At 47.9% G+C, this 16,002-nt stretch carries 28 protein-coding genes; all 28 read left to right on the top strand.

The window, feature by feature from the left end; genetic code table 11:
• Positions 1-68: 68 nt before the first annotated feature.
• On the top strand, positions 69-344 hold the full coding sequence (gene rpsS / locus NC996_RS24460) for a 30S ribosomal protein S19 (RefSeq protein WP_190411895.1): 276 nt from the start codon (positions 69-71) through the stop codon (positions 342-344).
• A 66-nt stretch (positions 345-410) separates the two neighbouring features.
• The gene (rplV, locus tag NC996_RS24455) at positions 411-773 is read left to right on the top strand and encodes a 50S ribosomal protein L22 (RefSeq protein ID WP_190411894.1); all 363 of its coding nucleotides are present in this window, start codon (positions 411-413) and stop codon (positions 771-773) included.
• Positions 774-859: 86 nt separating this feature from the next.
• A complete protein-coding gene (rpsC, locus tag NC996_RS24450; RefSeq protein ID WP_190411893.1) occupies positions 860-1,588 on the top strand; it encodes a 30S ribosomal protein S3 in 729 nt (242 codons plus the stop codon).
• Between the two features lie 104 nt (positions 1,589-1,692).
• Positions 1,693-2,115 (top strand): 50S ribosomal protein L16, encoded by a 423-nt coding sequence (rplP, locus tag NC996_RS24445; RefSeq protein WP_190411892.1) that lies wholly within the window; start codon positions 1,693-1,695, stop codon positions 2,113-2,115.
• A gap of 3 nt (positions 2,116-2,118) precedes the next feature.
• Positions 2,119-2,361, top strand: coding sequence for a 50S ribosomal protein L29 (gene rpmC / locus NC996_RS24440; protein WP_190411891.1), 243 nt, complete (start codon positions 2,119-2,121; stop codon positions 2,359-2,361).
• Positions 2,362-2,367: 6 nt separating this feature from the next.
• Positions 2,368-2,616 carry a 30S ribosomal protein S17 gene (gene rpsQ, locus NC996_RS24435; protein WP_190411890.1) on the top strand — a complete coding sequence of 83 codons (249 nt, stop codon included), beginning with the start codon at positions 2,368-2,370 and terminating at the stop codon, positions 2,614-2,616.
• Between the two features lie 225 nt (positions 2,617-2,841).
• Positions 2,842-3,210, top strand: a complete 369-nt coding sequence (gene rplN / locus NC996_RS24430) for a 50S ribosomal protein L14 (protein WP_190411889.1) — start codon at positions 2,842-2,844, stop codon at positions 3,208-3,210.
• The gene (gene rplX / locus NC996_RS24425; protein ID WP_242028859.1) at positions 3,210-3,578 is read left to right on the top strand and encodes a 50S ribosomal protein L24; all 369 of its coding nucleotides are present in this window, start codon (positions 3,210-3,212) and stop codon (positions 3,576-3,578) included. Before rplN ends, rplX begins: the two co-directional genes overlap by 1 nt.
• Before the next feature lie 81 nt (positions 3,579-3,659).
• Entirely contained in the window at positions 3,660-4,205 is a 546-nt protein-coding gene (gene rplE, locus NC996_RS24420) for a 50S ribosomal protein L5 (protein WP_190411887.1), read from the top strand.
• Between the two features lie 24 nt (positions 4,206-4,229).
• Positions 4,230-4,631 carry a 30S ribosomal protein S8 gene (gene rpsH / locus NC996_RS24415; protein WP_190411886.1) on the top strand — a complete coding sequence of 134 codons (402 nt, stop codon included), beginning with the start codon at positions 4,230-4,232 and terminating at the stop codon, positions 4,629-4,631.
• A 154-nt stretch (positions 4,632-4,785) separates the two neighbouring features.
• Complete coding sequence (gene rplF / locus NC996_RS24410) at positions 4,786-5,325, top strand: 50S ribosomal protein L6 (protein ID WP_190425627.1); 540 nt, start codon at positions 4,786-4,788, stop codon at positions 5,323-5,325.
• 2 nt (positions 5,326-5,327) lie between these two features.
• Positions 5,328-5,690 (top strand): 50S ribosomal protein L18, encoded by a 363-nt coding sequence (gene rplR, locus NC996_RS24405; RefSeq protein ID WP_190411884.1) that lies wholly within the window; start codon positions 5,328-5,330, stop codon positions 5,688-5,690.
• A 132-nt stretch (positions 5,691-5,822) separates the two neighbouring features.
• Positions 5,823-6,347 carry a 30S ribosomal protein S5 gene (gene rpsE, locus NC996_RS24400; RefSeq protein ID WP_190411883.1) on the top strand — a complete coding sequence of 175 codons (525 nt, stop codon included), beginning with the start codon at positions 5,823-5,825 and terminating at the stop codon, positions 6,345-6,347.
• A 133-nt stretch (positions 6,348-6,480) separates the two neighbouring features.
• Positions 6,481-6,945, top strand: coding sequence for a 50S ribosomal protein L15 (gene rplO, locus NC996_RS24395; protein ID WP_190529467.1), 465 nt, complete (start codon positions 6,481-6,483; stop codon positions 6,943-6,945).
• A gap of 48 nt (positions 6,946-6,993) precedes the next feature.
• Entirely contained in the window at positions 6,994-8,334 is a 1,341-nt protein-coding gene (secY, locus tag NC996_RS24390; RefSeq protein ID WP_190411881.1) for a preprotein translocase subunit SecY, read from the top strand.
• Positions 8,334-8,900 (top strand): adenylate kinase, encoded by a 567-nt coding sequence (locus NC996_RS24385; RefSeq protein WP_190425621.1) that lies wholly within the window; start codon positions 8,334-8,336, stop codon positions 8,898-8,900. Before secY ends, NC996_RS24385 begins: the two co-directional genes overlap by 1 nt.
• Positions 8,901-9,095: 195 nt before the next feature.
• The gene (infA, locus tag NC996_RS24380; protein WP_015203280.1) at positions 9,096-9,323 is read left to right on the top strand and encodes a translation initiation factor IF-1; all 228 of its coding nucleotides are present in this window, start codon (positions 9,096-9,098) and stop codon (positions 9,321-9,323) included.
• A gap of 127 nt (positions 9,324-9,450) precedes the next feature.
• Positions 9,451-9,564, top strand: coding sequence for a 50S ribosomal protein L36 (rpmJ, locus tag NC996_RS24375; protein WP_071782548.1), 114 nt, complete (start codon positions 9,451-9,453; stop codon positions 9,562-9,564).
• A 61-nt stretch (positions 9,565-9,625) separates the two neighbouring features.
• A complete protein-coding gene (rpsM, locus tag NC996_RS24370) occupies positions 9,626-10,009 on the top strand; it encodes a 30S ribosomal protein S13 (protein ID WP_190411879.1) in 384 nt (127 codons plus the stop codon).
• Positions 10,010-10,126: 117 nt separating this feature from the next.
• A complete protein-coding gene (rpsK, locus tag NC996_RS24365; protein ID WP_190411878.1) occupies positions 10,127-10,522 on the top strand; it encodes a 30S ribosomal protein S11 in 396 nt (131 codons plus the stop codon).
• Positions 10,523-10,657: 135 nt separating this feature from the next.
• On the top strand, positions 10,658-11,626 hold the full coding sequence (locus tag NC996_RS24360; RefSeq protein WP_190411877.1) for a DNA-directed RNA polymerase subunit alpha: 969 nt from the start codon (positions 10,658-10,660) through the stop codon (positions 11,624-11,626).
• A gap of 107 nt (positions 11,627-11,733) precedes the next feature.
• Positions 11,734-12,084, top strand: a complete 351-nt coding sequence (rplQ, locus tag NC996_RS24355; protein ID WP_190411876.1) for a 50S ribosomal protein L17 — start codon at positions 11,734-11,736, stop codon at positions 12,082-12,084.
• A 58-nt stretch (positions 12,085-12,142) separates the two neighbouring features.
• Positions 12,143-12,991 (top strand): tRNA pseudouridine(38-40) synthase TruA, encoded by an 849-nt coding sequence (gene truA, locus NC996_RS24350; protein ID WP_190529469.1) that lies wholly within the window; start codon positions 12,143-12,145, stop codon positions 12,989-12,991.
• 101 nt (positions 12,992-13,092) lie between these two features.
• Positions 13,093-13,548 (top strand): 50S ribosomal protein L13, encoded by a 456-nt coding sequence (gene rplM / locus NC996_RS24345; protein WP_190411874.1) that lies wholly within the window; start codon positions 13,093-13,095, stop codon positions 13,546-13,548.
• The gene (gene rpsI / locus NC996_RS24340) at positions 13,548-13,961 is read left to right on the top strand and encodes a 30S ribosomal protein S9 (RefSeq protein WP_190411873.1); all 414 of its coding nucleotides are present in this window, start codon (positions 13,548-13,550) and stop codon (positions 13,959-13,961) included. Before rplM ends, rpsI begins: the two co-directional genes overlap by 1 nt.
• A 113-nt stretch (positions 13,962-14,074) precedes the next feature.
• Positions 14,075-14,329, top strand: a complete 255-nt coding sequence (gene rpmE / locus NC996_RS24335) for a 50S ribosomal protein L31 (protein ID WP_190529471.1) — start codon at positions 14,075-14,077, stop codon at positions 14,327-14,329.
• Positions 14,330-14,422: 93 nt separating this feature from the next.
• Positions 14,423-15,535, top strand: a complete 1,113-nt coding sequence (prfA, locus tag NC996_RS24330; protein ID WP_190431830.1) for a peptide chain release factor 1 — start codon at positions 14,423-14,425, stop codon at positions 15,533-15,535.
• Between the two features lie 129 nt (positions 15,536-15,664).
• A partial coding sequence (locus NC996_RS24325) for an IS1 family transposase (protein ID WP_190683724.1) occupies positions 15,665-16,002 on the top strand: 338 nt, incomplete at its 3' end.

The following is a 16,002-nucleotide window of genomic DNA, read 5'->3' as shown; positions in this document are numbered from 1 at the left end:
TTAGCAATACGTCCAAAATCCAAAATCCAAGATCCAAAAATCCAGAAGTAATTGGGGTTATTTGAACTATGGGTCGTTCTCTTAAAAAAGGTCCTTTTGTTGCGGACCATTTGTTGAAAAAGATTGAAAATTTGAATGCTAGGGGCGATAAGCAGGTTATTAAAACTTGGTCTCGTGCTTCAACTGTATTACCGCAAATGGTAGGTCACACCATCGCGGTTCATAACGGGCGGACTCACGTGCCAGTTTACGTCACTGAGCAAATGGTAGGGCATAAGTTGGGAGAATTCGCTCCAACTCGCACCTTCCGGGGACACTCGAAAGATTCCAAGGCAAAGAGGTAATTTTGAAGTTTGGGTTTTGAGATTATTCAGAATTCCAAATTCAAAATTATTAAAAGGGAGAAATCTATGGCAGTTGATACTACAGAAGAAGTGAAAGCGATCGCGCGATACATCCGGATGTCTCCCCACAAGGTGCGCCGGGTTCTCGACCAAATTCGGGGACGCTCCTATCGGGAAGCACTGATCGTTCTGGAATTTATGCCCTATCGGGCTTGCGATCCCGTCCGCAAGGTACTGCGCTCAGCAGCCGCCAATGCCGAACATAACGCCGGTTTAGATCCCGCGAGATTAGTGGTTTCTAAGGCTTATGCTGACCAAGGCTCAACCTTGAAGCGCTTCCGACCCCGCGCTCAAGGTCGTGCATATCAAATTCGTAAACCAACGTGTCATATCACTGTAGCTGTTGCACAAGCAGCCGCAGATGAATAACACTACTTTGGCTAAGCGCTAGTTGTCAGAAACAAGCTTTTGAACAATTAGCAATTAGCAATTAGCTGATTTAAGAGGACGCATTCGTGGGACAGAAAATTCATCCAATTGGTTTTCGGCTGGGGATTACCCAAGAACATCGCTCCCGTTGGTTTGCGGATGCTAAGCGCTACCCAGAACTCCTGCAAGAAGACCACACCATTCGGCAGGTCGTAGAGAAAAAACTCAGTAACGCTGGTATCTCCCAAGTACGGATTGAGCGCAAAGCCGATCAAATTGACTTAGAAATCCACACAGCTCGACCGGGTGTTGTGGTAGGTCGCGGTGGTACTGGCATTGAAGTATTACGCGGCGATCTTCAAGAAGCTTTAGGCGGTGGCAATCGTCAAATTCGGATCAACGTGATCGAAGTAGCACGGGTAGATGCCGACGCCGGACTGATTGCTGAGTATATTGCTCAACAGTTAGAGCGACGAGTTTCCTTCCGGCGCGTCGTGCGTCAAGCGATTCAACGTGCCCAACGAGCTGAAGTCCAGGGAATTAAAGTACAAGTCAGCGGACGGTTAAACGGGGCGGAAATTGCCCGAACCGAGTGGACAAGGGAAGGCAGAGTTCCTCTGCATACTCTTCGAGCCAACATTGACTACGCTTACCGCACTGCCAAAACTATTTACGGCATTCTTGGCGTTAAAGTTTGGATCTTCAAAGGTGAAGTGATTCCTGGTCAGGAAGAAATTCCGGCTCCTAACAACGCTCAGCCTAGACGTCGTCAACAGCGTCGTCGCCAGCAATTTGAAGACCGCTCTAATGAATAGGTTGATAGGTAATCGGTAATCGGTAATGGGTAATCAAAAAGAAAACGCCCAATTACCAGTTACCAATTACTAATTACCAATTATCAATTACCCCTTACCAAGTCATGTTAAGTCCCAGAAGAACAAAATTTCGCAAACAGCAGCGCGGGCGGATGAACGGTTTGGCAACTCGCGGCAGTAGCCTAAACTTCGGTGACTTTGGCCTCCAATCCACAGAACCTTCTTGGATTACCTCCCGTCAAATTGAAGCCAGCCGCCGAGCCATGACTCGCTACATCCGTCGGGGTGGAAAAATCTGGATTCGGATCTTCCCCGATAAACCAGTTACAATGCGCCCTGCTGAAACCCGTATGGGTTCTGGTAAAGGTTCGCCAGAATTTTGGGTAGCTGTCGTGAAGCCAGGCCGGATCTTGTTTGAGATTGCTGGGGTTCCTGAAGAAACCGCCAGGGAGGCGATGCGTCTAGCTTCCCACAAGTTGCCAATTAAGACGAAGTTCATCACTCGTGAAGAAGAAGGGACTGTGTGAGTTATGGCTCTGCCCAAGATAGAAGAAGCCAGAAATTTAGGCGATCGAGAACTGGCTGAAGAAATTTTAGCTGTCAAGCGTCAGCTGTTTGATTTACGGCTGCAACAGGCAACCCGACGCTTGGAAAAGTTACACCAGTTCAAGCATACGAAGCATCGTTTAGGTCAGCTCCTAACTGTAGAAGGGGAGCGGCAACGGGCTGCAAAGGCTCAAAAGCCACAACCAGATGCAACATCCGAGGAGTAGACCCCAATGGCAGTTAAAGAACGAGTTGGCTTGGTCGTCAGCGACAAGATGCAAAAGACCGTAGTGGTTGCTGTCGAGAACCGCTCACCGCACCCTAAGTACGGAAAAATTGTAGTGCGTACAAAGCGTTACAAAGCTCACGACGAAGAAAATCAGTGCAAGGTAGGCGATCGCGTCCGGATTTCCGAAACACGTCCTCTAAGCCGCACCAAACGATGGGCAGTCGCTGAAATTCTCAACCGTGAGGTTCAATAAGTAAAGTTATGAGTTTTGAGTTTGTAAAGACGGGTTCATCGAAAATTTCGATTTGACACCGAATATTTAATGAGGTAAACCCGTCAGTAACAAGTTTTAAGCGGAAATTTAACGAAAGAATGTCGGGAATAAAAATCAAACTTCTTACGTTCTTTCTTTTGCTAAAACTTAAAACTTACAGCTCAAAACTATTATTCAAAACTTACGCATCCGAAGCTAAGAACTATGATTCAGCCCCAATCTTACCTTAATGTCGCAGACAACAGCGGCGCTCGTAAATTGATGTGCATCCGCGTCTTAGGTGCCAGTGGCCGACGCTATGCCGGTGTTGGCGACGTAATCATTGCGGTCGTCAAAGATGCCATTCCCAATATGGCGGTTAAAAAGTCGGATGTTGTGCGAGCCGTGATTGTCCGTACCCGAAAAAATATGCGCCGGGACAGCGGTATGAGTATTCGCTTCGATGATAACGCCGCCGTCATCATCAACGCAGATGGCAACCCTAGAGGGACGCGCGTTTTTGGGCCAGTTGCACGCGAGCTGCGCGACAAAAACTTCACCAAAATTGTTTCTCTAGCTCCGGAGGTACTCTAATGGCCGCAAAAAAACAGTCTAAAAGAAACGGGACGAAGCTTCCCCAGCGCTATAAAATGCATGTCAAAAAAGGCGACACAGTACAAGTGATTGCCGGTCGTGATAAAGGCAAGGTTGGTGAAATTTTGCGGACGCTTCCCCAAGAAAGTCGAGTAATTGTCAAAGGCATCAACATTAAAACCAAGCACGTTAAACCTCAACAAGAAGGTGAATCCGGTCAAATCGTGACAGTAGAGGCACCAATCCATAGCTCCAACGTGATGCTTTACTCGGCTCAACAAAAGATTGCCAGCCGCATTTGCTACACCTTGAATGAAGAAGGACGCAAAGTGCGGATGCTCAAAAAGACGGGTGAAATTATTGACTAAATAGTTGTTAGTTACAGCATATTGCTAATTACTAACTGCTATTTCCCCTGACCAAGCCCAGGGATATTAAGGAAAAAAACAATGACACAAAAACTGAAAACGCTGTACCAAGATACGATCGTTCCTAAACTGATGACTCAGTTTAATTACACGAATACCCATCAGGTACCGAAAGTCATAAAGGTTACGGTTAATCGAGGTCTAGGTGAGGCTTCTACCAACGCTAAAGCGTTGGAATCTTCCCTTGCTGAAATTGCCAAAATTACGGGTCAAAAACCAGTAGTGACGCGGGCGAAAAAGGCGATCGCTGGATTTAAACTTCGCCAAGGGATGCCAGTCGGCGTGATGGTGACTCTGCGGGCGGATCGGATGTATGCCTTTCTCGACCGATTAATTAACCTGTCCTTGCCACGGATTCGGGACTTTCGCGGCATTAGTCCCAAGAGCTTTGATGGTCGGGGAAATTACAGCCTAGGCATTAGAGAACAGCTGATATTTCCAGAAATCGAATACGACAGCATCGACCAAATTCGGGGCATGGACATTTCCATTATTACTACAGCAAATACCGACGAAGAAGGCCGCGCCTTGCTAAAAGAAATGGGAATGCCTTTCCGGGATCAATGAGGCAGTCAAAATAAGGAGGGAATAATGGCGGCAAACGACACAATTTCAGATATGCTGACTCGCATTCGGAATGCGAATCTGGCGCGGCACCAAACAACAGAAATACCAGCGACAAAGATGACTCGCAGTATTGCCAAAGTCCTCAGGGAGGAAGGCTTTATTGCTGAATTTGAAGAAGTTGGCGAAGGGATTAAGCAACACTTGCTAATTTCTCTAAAATACAAAGGCAAAAACCGTCAACCGATTATTAATACCTTGAAGCGGGTCAGCAAACCTGGTCTGCGGGTCTACTCTAACCGCAAAGAACTACCCCGCGTGCTGGGCGGTATCGGAATTGCGATCATTTCTACCTCCAGCGGCATTATGACTGACCGGGAAGCACGGCGTCAGGGTGTAGGTGGAGAAGTGCTTTGCTACATCTGGTAGATAAGCTAATAGCTATTAGTTATTAGCTATTAGCTCGATTGGCTGGTAGGTTTCAAAAACCTAGAAAAGCACAGACTTTCGGACTCACCGATAGACCAAAAGCTAACAGCTAACAGCTAACGGCTAACGGCTAATTGATTAGGAGGATTAAGTCATGTCTCGTATTGGCAAACGCCCTATTAATATTCCTGCTAAGGTACAAGTCTCGATCGACGGGCAACATGTTGCAGTGAAAGGGCCTAAAGGAGAACTATCCAGGGTTCTACCATCTGAGGTGAGTATAGAGCAGGAGGGAGAAACGATCTTGGTCAAGCGGCGGGATGAATCTCGCGCAGCTCGTCAACGCCACGGTCTTTCTCGTACTCTGATTGCCAACATGGTCGATGGAGTTTCCCAAGGATTTCAGCGTCGTCTAGAAATCCAGGGAGTCGGTTATCGTGCGGCAGTTCAAGGTCGCAATCTGATTCTGAGCGTGGGTTACAGTCATCCAGTTCAGATTGAACCTCCCGACGGTGTTCAAATGGCCGTAGAAAACAACACAAATGTAGTTGTAAGCGGCATTGATAAAGAAATCGTAGGAAATATCGCTGCTCGAATCCGTGCTGTCCGTCCACCGGAAGTTTACAAGGGTAAAGGCATTCGCTATGCGGGTGAAGTCGTAAGACGTAAAGCTGGAAAGGCAGGTAAGAAGTAAAGATGAAGCTAACTCGTAAAGAACTAATTCAACGTCGCCATCACCGGGTGCGGCGTAAGGTAAATGGCAGTAGTGAGCGTCCTCGGTTAGCTGTCTTTCGATCCAATCAGCACATTTATGTCCAGGTAATTGACGACACTCAACAACGTACTCTTGCCTGTGCCTCAACTTTGGAACCGGATCTAAAATCACAGTTAACAACAGGAGCTTCCTGTGCCGCCTCTGTTGAGGTAGGCAAGTTAATTGCTCAGCGAGCGATCGCTCAAGGCATTTCGAGGGTTGTCTTTGACCGAGGCGGCAACCTTTATCACGGTCGAATCAAAGCCCTGGCAGACGCTGCTCGCGAAGCTGGGTTGGATTTCTAAAGACAAGCATGCAAAAGGCAAAAGTAAAAAGAAAGAAGTTTTTATGTTCATATTTCTACCTTTGATTTCTCTTTCTTTTGCCTTTTTACATTTTTAGTTTTTACTCTCACTTTCAAGGTTCAGGATAAAACTATGGCAAAAGAGCGTCGGAAAAGTTCTGCACGTCGGGAAAAAGAAATCACCTTTCAAGAACGGGTGATCCAGATCCGTCGTGTTAGTAAGGTCGTCAAAGGCGGTAAAAAACTCAGCTTCCGCGCGATCGTTGTCATTGGCAATGAGCGCGGTCAAGTTGGCGTCGGCGTTGGCAAAGCAAGTGATGTAATTGGAGCTGTTCGTAAAGGCGTTGCCGATGGCAAAAAACACTTAATTGACATCCCCTTGACCAAGGCAAATTCTATCCCCCATCCTATTAACGGAGCCGGAGGTGGTGCCCAAGTGATGATGCGACCCGCAGCCCCAGGAACGGGTGTTATTGCCGGTGGTGCTGTACGTACTGTGCTGGAGTTAGCAGGTGTGCGGAACATCTTGGCAAAGCAGCTGGGTTCTAATAACCCTTTGAACAATGCTAGAGCCGCCGTGAATGCTCTTTCCACCTTGCGTACATTTTCTGAAGTGGCTGAAGAACGCGGGATTCCTATCGAAAATCTCTACGCCTAAATTTAGCCATCAGCGATTAGCTATTAGTGACTCTCAGTTTAAAGGCAACTTTAATATCTTGGACAAACAACAAAACACTAACAGCTAATAGCTTCCCTAAAAAAATAAGTCGTCAATTCTCTAGGTCAAGCGAATGAGATTAGAAGATGCAGTTCCTAAAAAAGGCTCAAAGAAGCGCCGCCGACGCATTGGACGAGGCATAGCAGCTGGTCAAGGTGCCAGTGGTGGCTTTGGGATGCGCGGTCAAAAATCGAGATCGGGGCGGGGCACACGACCCGGATTTGAAGGCGGACAAATGCCACTGTACCGTCGTCTGCCTAAGTTAAAGCACTTTACGGTCATTAATCGTAAGCAATACACTACGATCAACGTAAGTAAGCTGGCATCACTCCCTGCTAACACGGAAGTGACTCTAGACTCATTGATGGAGTCTGGCATTCTCACCGCAAATCATGGTTCTCTGAAAATCCTCGGTGACGGTGAACTGAATGTGGCTCTGAACGTAAAAGCAGCAGCTTTCACTGGCTCGGCTCGTAGCAAGATTGAAGCCGCTGGTGGCAGTTGTGAAGTTGTTGCTGCCCGTGCCCATAAGGGTTAAGCATATTGCATGCCAGCGTCTCTTGCTCATCGTTGAGGTATTCCTTACATGGTCGTTAGTCGAGACAAAAGCCCAACTGCTCAGGAAACCTTTGCACAGATGGCTCAAGCAGCCGGTCTTAGAGGTCGGCTGCTTCTCACCATCGGCTTGCTGATTTTAGTTCGCATTGGCATCTTTTTGCCAGTACCGGGAATTGACCGGGCTAGGTTTGCTCAAGATATTCAAAATAACCAATTAATTGGATTTCTGGACATCTTCTCTGGGGGCGGAATTACCGCCTTGGGGATTTTTGCTCTAGGGATTTTGCCCTATATCAATGCCTCCATCATTATCCAATTACTAACAGCTGCCATTCCTTCTTTGGAAAAATTGCAGAAGGATGAAGGAGAAGCTGGAAGGCGAAAAATCTCTCAGATTACTCGCTATGTAGCGCTGGGAGGGGCTTTGATTCAAACTAGCTTCATTGCGGTATGGCTTGAACGCTATGCAACAAACGTTCGGGGACCCCTGTTTATCGCGGAGACTGCACTTGCTCTAACCGCTGGTTCAATGTTTGTTATGTGGGTGTCAGAGCTGATTACGGAGCGAGGGGTTGGTAACGGTGCTTCTTTGTTGATTTTCATCAATATTGTTGCAGTTCTACCTAAATCGCTTGGGCAAACTATTAATTATGCCCAGGTTGACAATCGCAATGTGGGACCCGTGATCATTCTGCTGCTAGTTTTCCTAGTCATGATCTTGGGAATTGTGTTTGTCCAGGAGGGAACCAGGCGGATTCCGATTATTTCGGCACGCCGACAGGTAGGTAAACGACTCTACCGGGAAAGGACGAGCTACCTGCCTTTGCGGCTGAACCAGGGTGGAGTTATGCCGATCATTTTTGCCTCTTCCGTTCTAATTTTCCCAGGTTTCCTAGCTCAGATGACTCAAAATACGGGCAATAATCCGGTCTTGAGTCAAATACATCAAGTTCTCAATCAAGTTGCGAATGCTCTAAATCCCAATAGTCAGACGCCCGGAGTTTATGAGGTTGTTTATCTGATCTTGATTCTGTTTTTCAGCTACTTTTACGCATCTTTGATTGTAAATCCTGTGGATTTATCACAGAACTTGAAAAAGATGGGAGCCAGCATACCTGGCATCCGTCCAGGGCGGGCTACTAGCGATTACGTGGAAGGAGTTTTGAATCGGCTAACTTTCTTAGGCGCTATCTTTTTGGGATTAGTGGCAATTGTGCCCACAATTGTAGAAAGAGCCACCGGCATTACAACTTTTCAAGGGCTGGGAGCTACTTCTTTGCTGATTTTGGTGGGCGTGGCAATTGATACAGCAAAGCAAATCCAAACCTATGTCATTTCCCAGCGCTATGAAGGAATGGTGAAGCAGTAGTGACGCGATTGATTTTTTTGGGGCCGCCAGGAGCGGGGAAGGGAACTCAGGCACATATCCTCGCTCAAGAGCTGGAAATTCCTCATGTTTCCACGGGTGATATCTTGAGAAATGCCAAGGCGGCTGGAACTGAACTCGGTTTGAAGGCGAAGTCCTATATGGATCGAGGTGAGTTGGTTCCCGATGCTTTGATATTGGATTTGGTGCGCGATCGCTTGACCCAAACAGATGCCCAACCTGGTTGGATTTTAGATGGTTTCCCCCGTAACGTCTCTCAGGCAACTTTTCTGGATGAATTGTTGCAAAAATTAGACCAAGTCTCCGATTACGTTCTCAATCTGGAAGTTGCGGACGAAGTTTTGGTAGATCGGATGCTGGAACGAGGTCGCAAGCAAGGACGAACAGATGATACAGAAGAAGTCATTCGTCATCGTTTGGAAGTTTATCGCAACCAAACGGCTCCGCTAATTGATTTCTACAAGCAGCGCCAACAGTTGGTTTCAATTGATGGCGATCGCTCTCTAGAGGAAGTTACTTCCGCACTCAAACAAGTTGTTCATTCTTGACAGGAGCGGGTGCGATCGCCCAATGTCAGGGGTCAGTTCGTTGCTAATCTACTTTCCAGACTGGCGGCTGCGACTGACCCCCAACCTGATGAAGTAAATTTTTGATAAAATATGTTAATAAGACCTTGACTGTCAGTCAGGGGAATGAGCTGTGAATGACAGTAGGCAAGCTGAAGAATTGAGGAAAAGGATAACTTGGCTAAACAAGATTTAATTGAAATGGAAGGCACGGTAACAGAATCCCTGCCTAATGCAATGTTTCGCGTTGATTTAGACAATGGGTTTAATGTATTAGCCCATATTTCCGGGAAAATCCGCCGGAATTACATCAAGATTCTACCGGGCGATCGCGTCAAAGTGGAACTCACCCCATACGACCTAACCAAAGGCAGAATAACTTACCGGCTACGCAACAAAAAGTAGTTGCCAAAAAAAGCGACTCGCTCGTTTTTAAAAGCTTGTGTTATGAAAAACTTCATCAATTAGATGAACTTTTAAATACACTTAAAAAGTGATATAATGTAGAGCTTGCAATGTAGCCAAAATAGGCATGAAAGTTCGAGCATCAGTCCGAAAAATTTGTGAAAAATGCCGCGTCATTCGGCGGCGCGGTCGAGTCATGGTGATTTGTTCTAACCCAAAACACAAGCAACGCCAAGGTTAACTCAACCCGATCCTCAGGACAAGTTTATAGCACTAAAAGCAAGACTAGGGAGACAACAAGCGTGGCACGGATTGCTGGGGTAGACCTTCCTCGCGATAAACGCGTAGAAATTGGTCTGACTTACATTTATGGAATTGGACTCTCGCGCTCCAAAGAAATTTTGGCAGCATCCAAAGTTAATCCAGACACAAGAGTAAAAGACTTAAGTGATTCCGACGTTGCTGCTCTGCGCGAAGCAGTGGAAAGCAACTATCAAATTGAAGGGGATCTCAGACGCTGGGAGGCGATGAACATCAAGCGCCTGATTGACATTGGCACCTACCGGGGTCGGCGTCATCGAATGGGCTTGCCAGTACGGGGTCAACGAACTCGTACAAATGCGCGAACCCGTCGCGGTAGACGTCTCACAGTCGCAGGCAAGAGAAAGGCACCAGGGCCGAAATAACCTTCTTCTGCTAGCTGAAAAGCTAAAAGCAGAGGCTTGGATTTCGTTCATTTGCTAAAAGCAAAATTGACCAACCAATTCAGCCAACCCATTATAACTACTGTCAACTAGATCCACATGGCGCGACAACCAACAAAAAAAACAGGTCCGAAAAAACAAAAACGCAACGTACCTAATGGCGTAGCCTTCATCCAGTCTACTTTTAACAACACGATTGTCACGATTTCTGACACGAATGGGGACGTCCTCTCCTGGGCTTCTGCTGGCTCAAGTGGCTTTAAAGGAGCAAAAAAAGGAACTCCTTTTGCAGCGCAAACCGCAGCTGAAAGCGCGGCTCGCCGGGCGACCGATCAGGGGATGCGTCAGATTGAAGTCATGGTTAGCGGTCCAGGAGCTGGTCGAGAAACCGCGATTCGAGCGCTGCAAGGGGCGGGGCTAGAAATTACCTTAATTCGAGATGTGACGCCAATCCCCCACAATGGCTGCCGTCCGCCCAAGCGACGTCGAGTCTAGAATTGCTTTGACAGCGATCGCTGTCAAAGCAATTCGTAATTAGCAGCAAGTGGCAAACAGCTAACTGCTAAATTGGCATTGAGACAGTAGGGGCAATGCTAGGGAAGAGCTTCTAGCGTTCTTTCCAGGGGTTTTATGAAGAAGGGAGGTCACTCCGTGGCGCAGTTTCAAATTGAGTGTGTAGAGTCCAAAACTGAGAATAATCGGAGCCAATATAGCAAATTTGTCCTGGAGCCTCTAGAACGGGGTCAAGGTACCACCGTCGGCAATGCACTGAGGCGGGTTCTACTGTCTAATTTAGAAGGGACAGCCGTGACAGCTGTTCGGATTGCTGGGGTTAATCATGAGTTTGCCACAGTTGAGGGAGTTCGGGAGGATGTCCTAGAAATTCTGCTGAACATGAAGGACATTGTACTCAAAAGTCACTCCTCCCATCCCCAAATTGCTCGATTAACTGTCACAGGCCCAGCAACGGTGACAGCCGGACGATTTGATTTACCCTCTGAAGTTGAGGTGGTCGATCCTAATCAATACGTTGCTACCCTAGCAGACGACGCTAGGTTGGAAATGGAATTCCGCATCGAACGAGGAAAGGGATATCGCGCCGTAGACCGGGGACGAGATGACACTGCTGCTTTAGACTTCCTCCAGATTGACGCTGTGTTTATGCCCGTGCATAAAGTTAACTACAGCATTGAAGATGCCCGGATTGACGGTTCTCTGGAAAGAGACCGACTAATCCTTGAAATCTGGACGAATGGCAGCCTCAGTCCCCAAGAGGCACTTTCTCAAGCGGCAAGTATTCTGGTGGATTTGTTCAATCCCCTGAAAGATATCACCCTCGATCCGATGACGGTAGACTATGCCGATGATGAAGATCCTACCAGCCAGATCCCAATCGAAGAATTGCAGCTTTCGGTGAGGGCATACAACTGTCTCAAGCGAGCACAAATTAACTCTGTAGCTGACTTGCTGGATTACAGCCAAGAGGATCTACTAGAGATTAAAAACTTTGGTCAAAAGTCGGCAGAAGAAGTCATCGAAGCCTTACAGCGGCGACTAGGAATTACCCTGCCTCACGAAAAGGCTGCGAAAACAACTTGAAGTAAAGAGTAATGGTAATAGGTAGAATTAATTACCGATTACCCATTACTTCTTCACCGAGTACCCATTAGCAGTTACCAATTCCCAATTAGCAATTCAAAATCGTTATGCGTCACTGTCGTCGTATTCCAAAACTAGGTAAGCCTGCCGACCAGCGTCGAGCGCTGTTAAGGGCGCTGACAACCGAATTAATCCGTCAGGGCCGAATCACAACCACAAAGACGCGTGCTAAGGCGCTGCGCCCGGAAGTGGAAAAAATGATTACTCTGGCAAAGGACGGCTCTCTGGCAGCCCGCAGGCAAGCCATGGGCTACATTTATGACAAACAGTTGGTTCATGCCCTGTTTGAGCAAGCCGCTAGCCGTTACGGCGAACGCAACGGGGGATACACCCGTATCCTGCGAACTGTGCCACGTCGGGGTGATAATGCTGAAATGGCAATCATCGAGCTGGTTTAACGTGAGGACTGAGGACTGAGAGAATTCAAAACTCATTACTCACTACTCAAAGCTCATCATGTTACAAGCCATGCCATTATCAACCCAGCGAGTTGCCCTGGTAATCCAATACCTGGGCACTCATTTTCATGGCTGGCAGCGACAACCTAATGGGCGCACCGTGCAGGAAGAGATTGAAACAGTTCTGTCTAAGGTGCAGGAACGACCTGTTACTCTACACGGTGCGGGGCGCACTGATAGCGGTGTGCATGCAGCAGCACAAGTGGCACACTTTGAGGCTACGGGTCCCATTCCGGCTGAGAAATGGGCTGCGATTCTTAATTCTCATCTGCCCGATGATATTCTGATTCGAGCCTCAGCGGCTGTAGGTTCAAATTGGCACGCTCGGTTTTCTGCGAGCTGGCGTCGGTATCGATACACGCTCTATACAGATCCCAAGCCAAACTTGTTTGTGCAGCCCTTCAGTTGGCATTATTATTATGCACCGCTAGATGAATCTCTCATCCAGGCAGCTTTAACCCCTTTGATAGGTAGCCATCATTTGGCTGCTTTTCACAGGGCAAATTCGGCGCGATCGCATTCCTGGGTGGATGTGCAGGCGGCAGAGTGCTACCGAGACGGCTCATTTATTCATATTGAGATTCAAGCCAACGGATTTTTGTATGGCATGGTGCGGCTGCTGGTGGGATTACTGGTGCAGGTAGGAAAGGGAGAGCGATCGCCAGAAAGCTTCACCGAGTTGTGGGTAAACCAGCGTCGTCACGAAGTAAAGTACTCTGCGCCCGCTAAAGGCTTGTGCCTGTTGCGAGTTGGCTACCCAGAGTTTCCCTTTCCCCCGGAAGTCTGGTTTGACACCCAGCCTAAGTTGGTCTTGCCGACTGTCACCGCCGAATATTGCCTAAGTTGAAAGCTTGAAGATGAGAAGGTTGAAGGTTACAAGGTTCTTCAACATTCAAAGCTCCAACTTACCAACTTTTGACTCACCCCTTGAAGCGTATAAAAAGAACCATGAACAAAACCCCCATCCCATCTCAAGATTCCATCGAACGCAATTGGTACGTCGTTGATGCCGCAGAGCAGCGGCTGGGTCGTCTGGCGAGTGAAATTGCCATGATTCTCAGAGGCAAAAACAAGCCTACCTTTACTCCCCATCTGGATACCGGCGATTTCGTGATCGTCGTCAATGCCGAAAAAGTGGTAGTCACCGGAAAAAAACGCACTCAAAAGCTCTACCGGAAACATTCTGGACGTCCGGGCGGAATGAAGACGGAAACCTTTGCTAAGCTACAGGGCCGTATCCCAGAGCGGATTATCGAACACGCCGTGCGCGGGATGTTGCCCAAGAGTTCTCTAGGGAAACAACTGTTCACCAAGCTGAAAGTTTATCCGGGACCATCCCATCCCCATGAATCTCAACAGCCCCAGGAACTCAAAATTCAAACAATTCCAGGAGGAGAAAATTAATGCAAGCAGTAGAACAAAGTGGTCGAGTCGTTTATTGGGGAACAGGTCGCCGGAAGTCGTCCGTAGCAAGAGTTCGCCTGGTTCCCGGAAGCGGTCAAATGATTGTCAATGACCGACCGGGCGACAATTACTTCAATTACCAACCGGCTTATATGTCAGCGGCAAAAGCCCCCCTGGAAACTCTGGGTCTGGAAAATGAGTATGACATTCTGGTGAAAGCCCACGGTGGTGGATTAACGGGGCAAGCTGATTCGATTCGTTTGGGAGTAGCGAGAGCCTTGTGCCAACTCGACCCGGACAATCGCCAACCGCTGAAAAGCGAAGGCTACTTAACCCGCGATCCCAGAGCGAAAGAGCGGAAGAAATACGGCTTGCACAAAGCCCGGAAGGCTCCGCAGTACTCGAAGCGATAAAAAAGCGATCGCATTTGAGTTGGTTATCGATGGTAGGTGCGAGGTCTGCCTCGCACTCGCTGATGCTGGAAAGCTAGAATTATATAGGGACATTACCCAGTCGAGGAGTAATCATGGCAAGACAAGGAATTCATCCAGAGTGGTATCCAGAAGCAAAAGTTTACTGCAACGGAGAAGTGGTAATGACCGTTGGCTCAACACAGCCAGAACTTCACGTTGATGTTTGGTCGGGGAACCACCCCTTTTACACTGGAACCCAGAAAATTATTGACACCGAAGGTCGGGTAGAGCGCTTCATGCGGAAATATGGAATGTTGGAAACTACCCAACCCCAAGGTGATGATTCGGGTTCCCAAGGCAAAAAGTAGCGGGTCGGCTTGCTCGTAGCGAGACCCGCCTGTTGGGTCGAAGTTATTGATGATAAGCTTTCCTGCTGTTTTTGTGGAGCGATCGCATTTCCTATGGCTGAAACATACCTGCTGGAAAAATTAAATTCCGTTGAGCAAACCTTTAATGAGTTAACTCGCCGACTGGCAGATCCAGATACCGCCTCCAATCCAGATGAGTATCAACGGGTGGCAAAAGCTCGTTCCTCATTGGAGGAAGTTGTTAATACCTACGAAAGCTGGAAAACCACTCAGCAAAACTTGGTGGGAGCAAAACTGGTACAGAAGGAATCTGCCAGCGATCCTGAGTTGCAGGAAATGGCAGCCTTGGAAGTGGAAGAACTGGAAAGCAAGCTTGAGCATTTGGAAACACGCCTCAAGATTTTACTTTTGCCCCGCGATCCCAATGATGACAAAAACATCATGTTGGAAATTCGCGCGGGTACAGGTGGAGATGAGGCGAGTATCTGGGCTGGAGATTTGGTGCGGATGTACTCGTACTATGCCCAAACTCAAAACTGGAAGATTAAGTTACTCAGCGAGTCGCGGGCAGAGTCGGGTGGTTTTAAAGAAGCCATCTTGGAAATCCAAGGCGACAACGTTTACAGCCAACTGAAATTTGAAGCAGGCGTCCATCGGGTACAACGAGTGCCAGTGACGGAAGCTGGAGGGCGGGTTCACACCTCAACGGCAACAGTGGCGGTGATGCCAGAGGTGGATGATGTAGAGATACACATTGACCCGAAGGATATTGAAATGAGTACAGCTCGCTCTGGCGGTGCTGGCGGTCAAAATGTGAACAAGGTAGAAACTGCTGCCGACTTGTTCCACAAGCCGACGGGGATTCGGATTTTCTGTACGGAAGAGCGATCGCAGTTGCAAAACAAAGAACGCGCGATGCAAATCCTCCGTGCCAAGCTTTACGAAATGAAGCTGCGCGAACAGCAGGAAGCTGTGACCTCCATGCGGCGTTCTCAGGTAGGTACTGGCTCCCGTTCGGAAAAAATTCGTACTTACAATTACAAAGATAACCGCGTCACCGACCATCGCCTGGGTCAGAATTACAGCCTTAACCCAGTTCTGCAAGGCGACCTAGAACATATTATTCAGGCTTGTATTTCTCAAGATCAGCAAGAACGCTTGGCAGAATTAGCCGCTTCCACTACCAACGCTGAGTCGCTTAATTAAGATGAGCGCTAAATGTATCGACAGACGCGATTAATCGCGTTTTTGCCATCCTGAACCCAGCCGACGTATAAACGGCTGGGTTTTTATTTTGGCATTGCATAATAGAGGGATGAATTAGGGTTGGTTTTGATGCAATGCCCAGACTGTCAATCTACTCATATCCGTAAAAACGGCAAGAGAAGGGGTAAGCAAAATTACATTTGTGTTAGTTGTCGCCGTCAGTTTATCGAGCGCTACACTATGGCTCAAGGATACAGTGACGACATCAAGCAGCAATGCTTACGGATGTATGTCAATGGCATGGGCTTTCGAGGGATTGAACGAGTGACAGGTGTTCACCATACGACTGTCATCTACTGGGTCAAACAGGTTGGAGAACACCTGCCTGATGCGTATGATCCTGAAGTGGTTCCACAAGTCGGTGAACTTGATGAACTGGAAACCTTTGTCGGGGCTAAAAAAACAAA

Origin of the sequence: Trichocoleus sp. ST-U2 (assembly GCF_039961875.1) — a bacterium.
Taxonomy (GTDB): Bacteria; Cyanobacteriota; Cyanobacteriia; order Cyanobacteriales; family FACHB-T130; genus FACHB-T130.
This window is presented reverse-complemented; position numbering and strand designations above follow the sequence as displayed.

Coding starts and splice junctions, on each gene's coding strand:
- NC996_RS24360 (WP_190411877.1), top strand. CDS start 10,658: ATGAAGAAGGGAGGTCACTCCGTGGCGCAGTTTCAAATTGAGTGTGTA.
- rpsK (WP_190411878.1), top strand. CDS start 10,127: ATGGCGCGACAACCAACAAAAAAAACAGGTCCGAAAAAACAAAAACGC.
- rpmJ (WP_071782548.1), top strand. CDS start 9,451: ATGAAAGTTCGAGCATCAGTCCGAAAAATTTGTGAAAAATGCCGCGTC.
- secY (WP_190411881.1), top strand. CDS start 6,994: ATGGTCGTTAGTCGAGACAAAAGCCCAACTGCTCAGGAAACCTTTGCA.
- rplR (WP_190411884.1), top strand. CDS start 5,328: ATGAAGCTAACTCGTAAAGAACTAATTCAACGTCGCCATCACCGGGTG.
- rplN (WP_190411889.1), top strand. CDS start 2,842: ATGATTCAGCCCCAATCTTACCTTAATGTCGCAGACAACAGCGGCGCT.
- rpmC (WP_190411891.1), top strand. CDS start 2,119: ATGGCTCTGCCCAAGATAGAAGAAGCCAGAAATTTAGGCGATCGAGAA.
- rpsI (WP_190411873.1), top strand. CDS start 13,548: ATGCAAGCAGTAGAACAAAGTGGTCGAGTCGTTTATTGGGGAACAGGT.
- truA (WP_190529469.1), top strand. CDS start 12,143: ATGTTACAAGCCATGCCATTATCAACCCAGCGAGTTGCCCTGGTAATC.
- rpsH (WP_190411886.1), top strand. CDS start 4,230: ATGGCGGCAAACGACACAATTTCAGATATGCTGACTCGCATTCGGAAT.
- rplE (WP_190411887.1), top strand. CDS start 3,660: ATGACACAAAAACTGAAAACGCTGTACCAAGATACGATCGTTCCTAAA.
- rplP (WP_190411892.1), top strand. CDS start 1,693: ATGTTAAGTCCCAGAAGAACAAAATTTCGCAAACAGCAGCGCGGGCGG.
- rplQ (WP_190411876.1), top strand. CDS start 11,734: ATGCGTCACTGTCGTCGTATTCCAAAACTAGGTAAGCCTGCCGACCAG.
- rpsE (WP_190411883.1), top strand. CDS start 5,823: ATGGCAAAAGAGCGTCGGAAAAGTTCTGCACGTCGGGAAAAAGAAATC.
- rpmE (WP_190529471.1), top strand. CDS start 14,075: ATGGCAAGACAAGGAATTCATCCAGAGTGGTATCCAGAAGCAAAAGTT.
- rplF (WP_190425627.1), top strand. CDS start 4,786: ATGTCTCGTATTGGCAAACGCCCTATTAATATTCCTGCTAAGGTACAA.
- rplO (WP_190529467.1), top strand. CDS start 6,481: ATGAGATTAGAAGATGCAGTTCCTAAAAAAGGCTCAAAGAAGCGCCGC.
- rplX (WP_242028859.1), top strand. CDS start 3,210: ATGGCCGCAAAAAAACAGTCTAAAAGAAACGGGACGAAGCTTCCCCAG.
- rplV (WP_190411894.1), top strand. CDS start 411: ATGGCAGTTGATACTACAGAAGAAGTGAAAGCGATCGCGCGATACATC.
- rpsQ (WP_190411890.1), top strand. CDS start 2,368: ATGGCAGTTAAAGAACGAGTTGGCTTGGTCGTCAGCGACAAGATGCAA.
- prfA (WP_190431830.1), top strand. CDS start 14,423: ATGGCTGAAACATACCTGCTGGAAAAATTAAATTCCGTTGAGCAAACC.
- rpsS (WP_190411895.1), top strand. CDS start 69: ATGGGTCGTTCTCTTAAAAAAGGTCCTTTTGTTGCGGACCATTTGTTG.
- rplM (WP_190411874.1), top strand. CDS start 13,093: ATGAACAAAACCCCCATCCCATCTCAAGATTCCATCGAACGCAATTGG.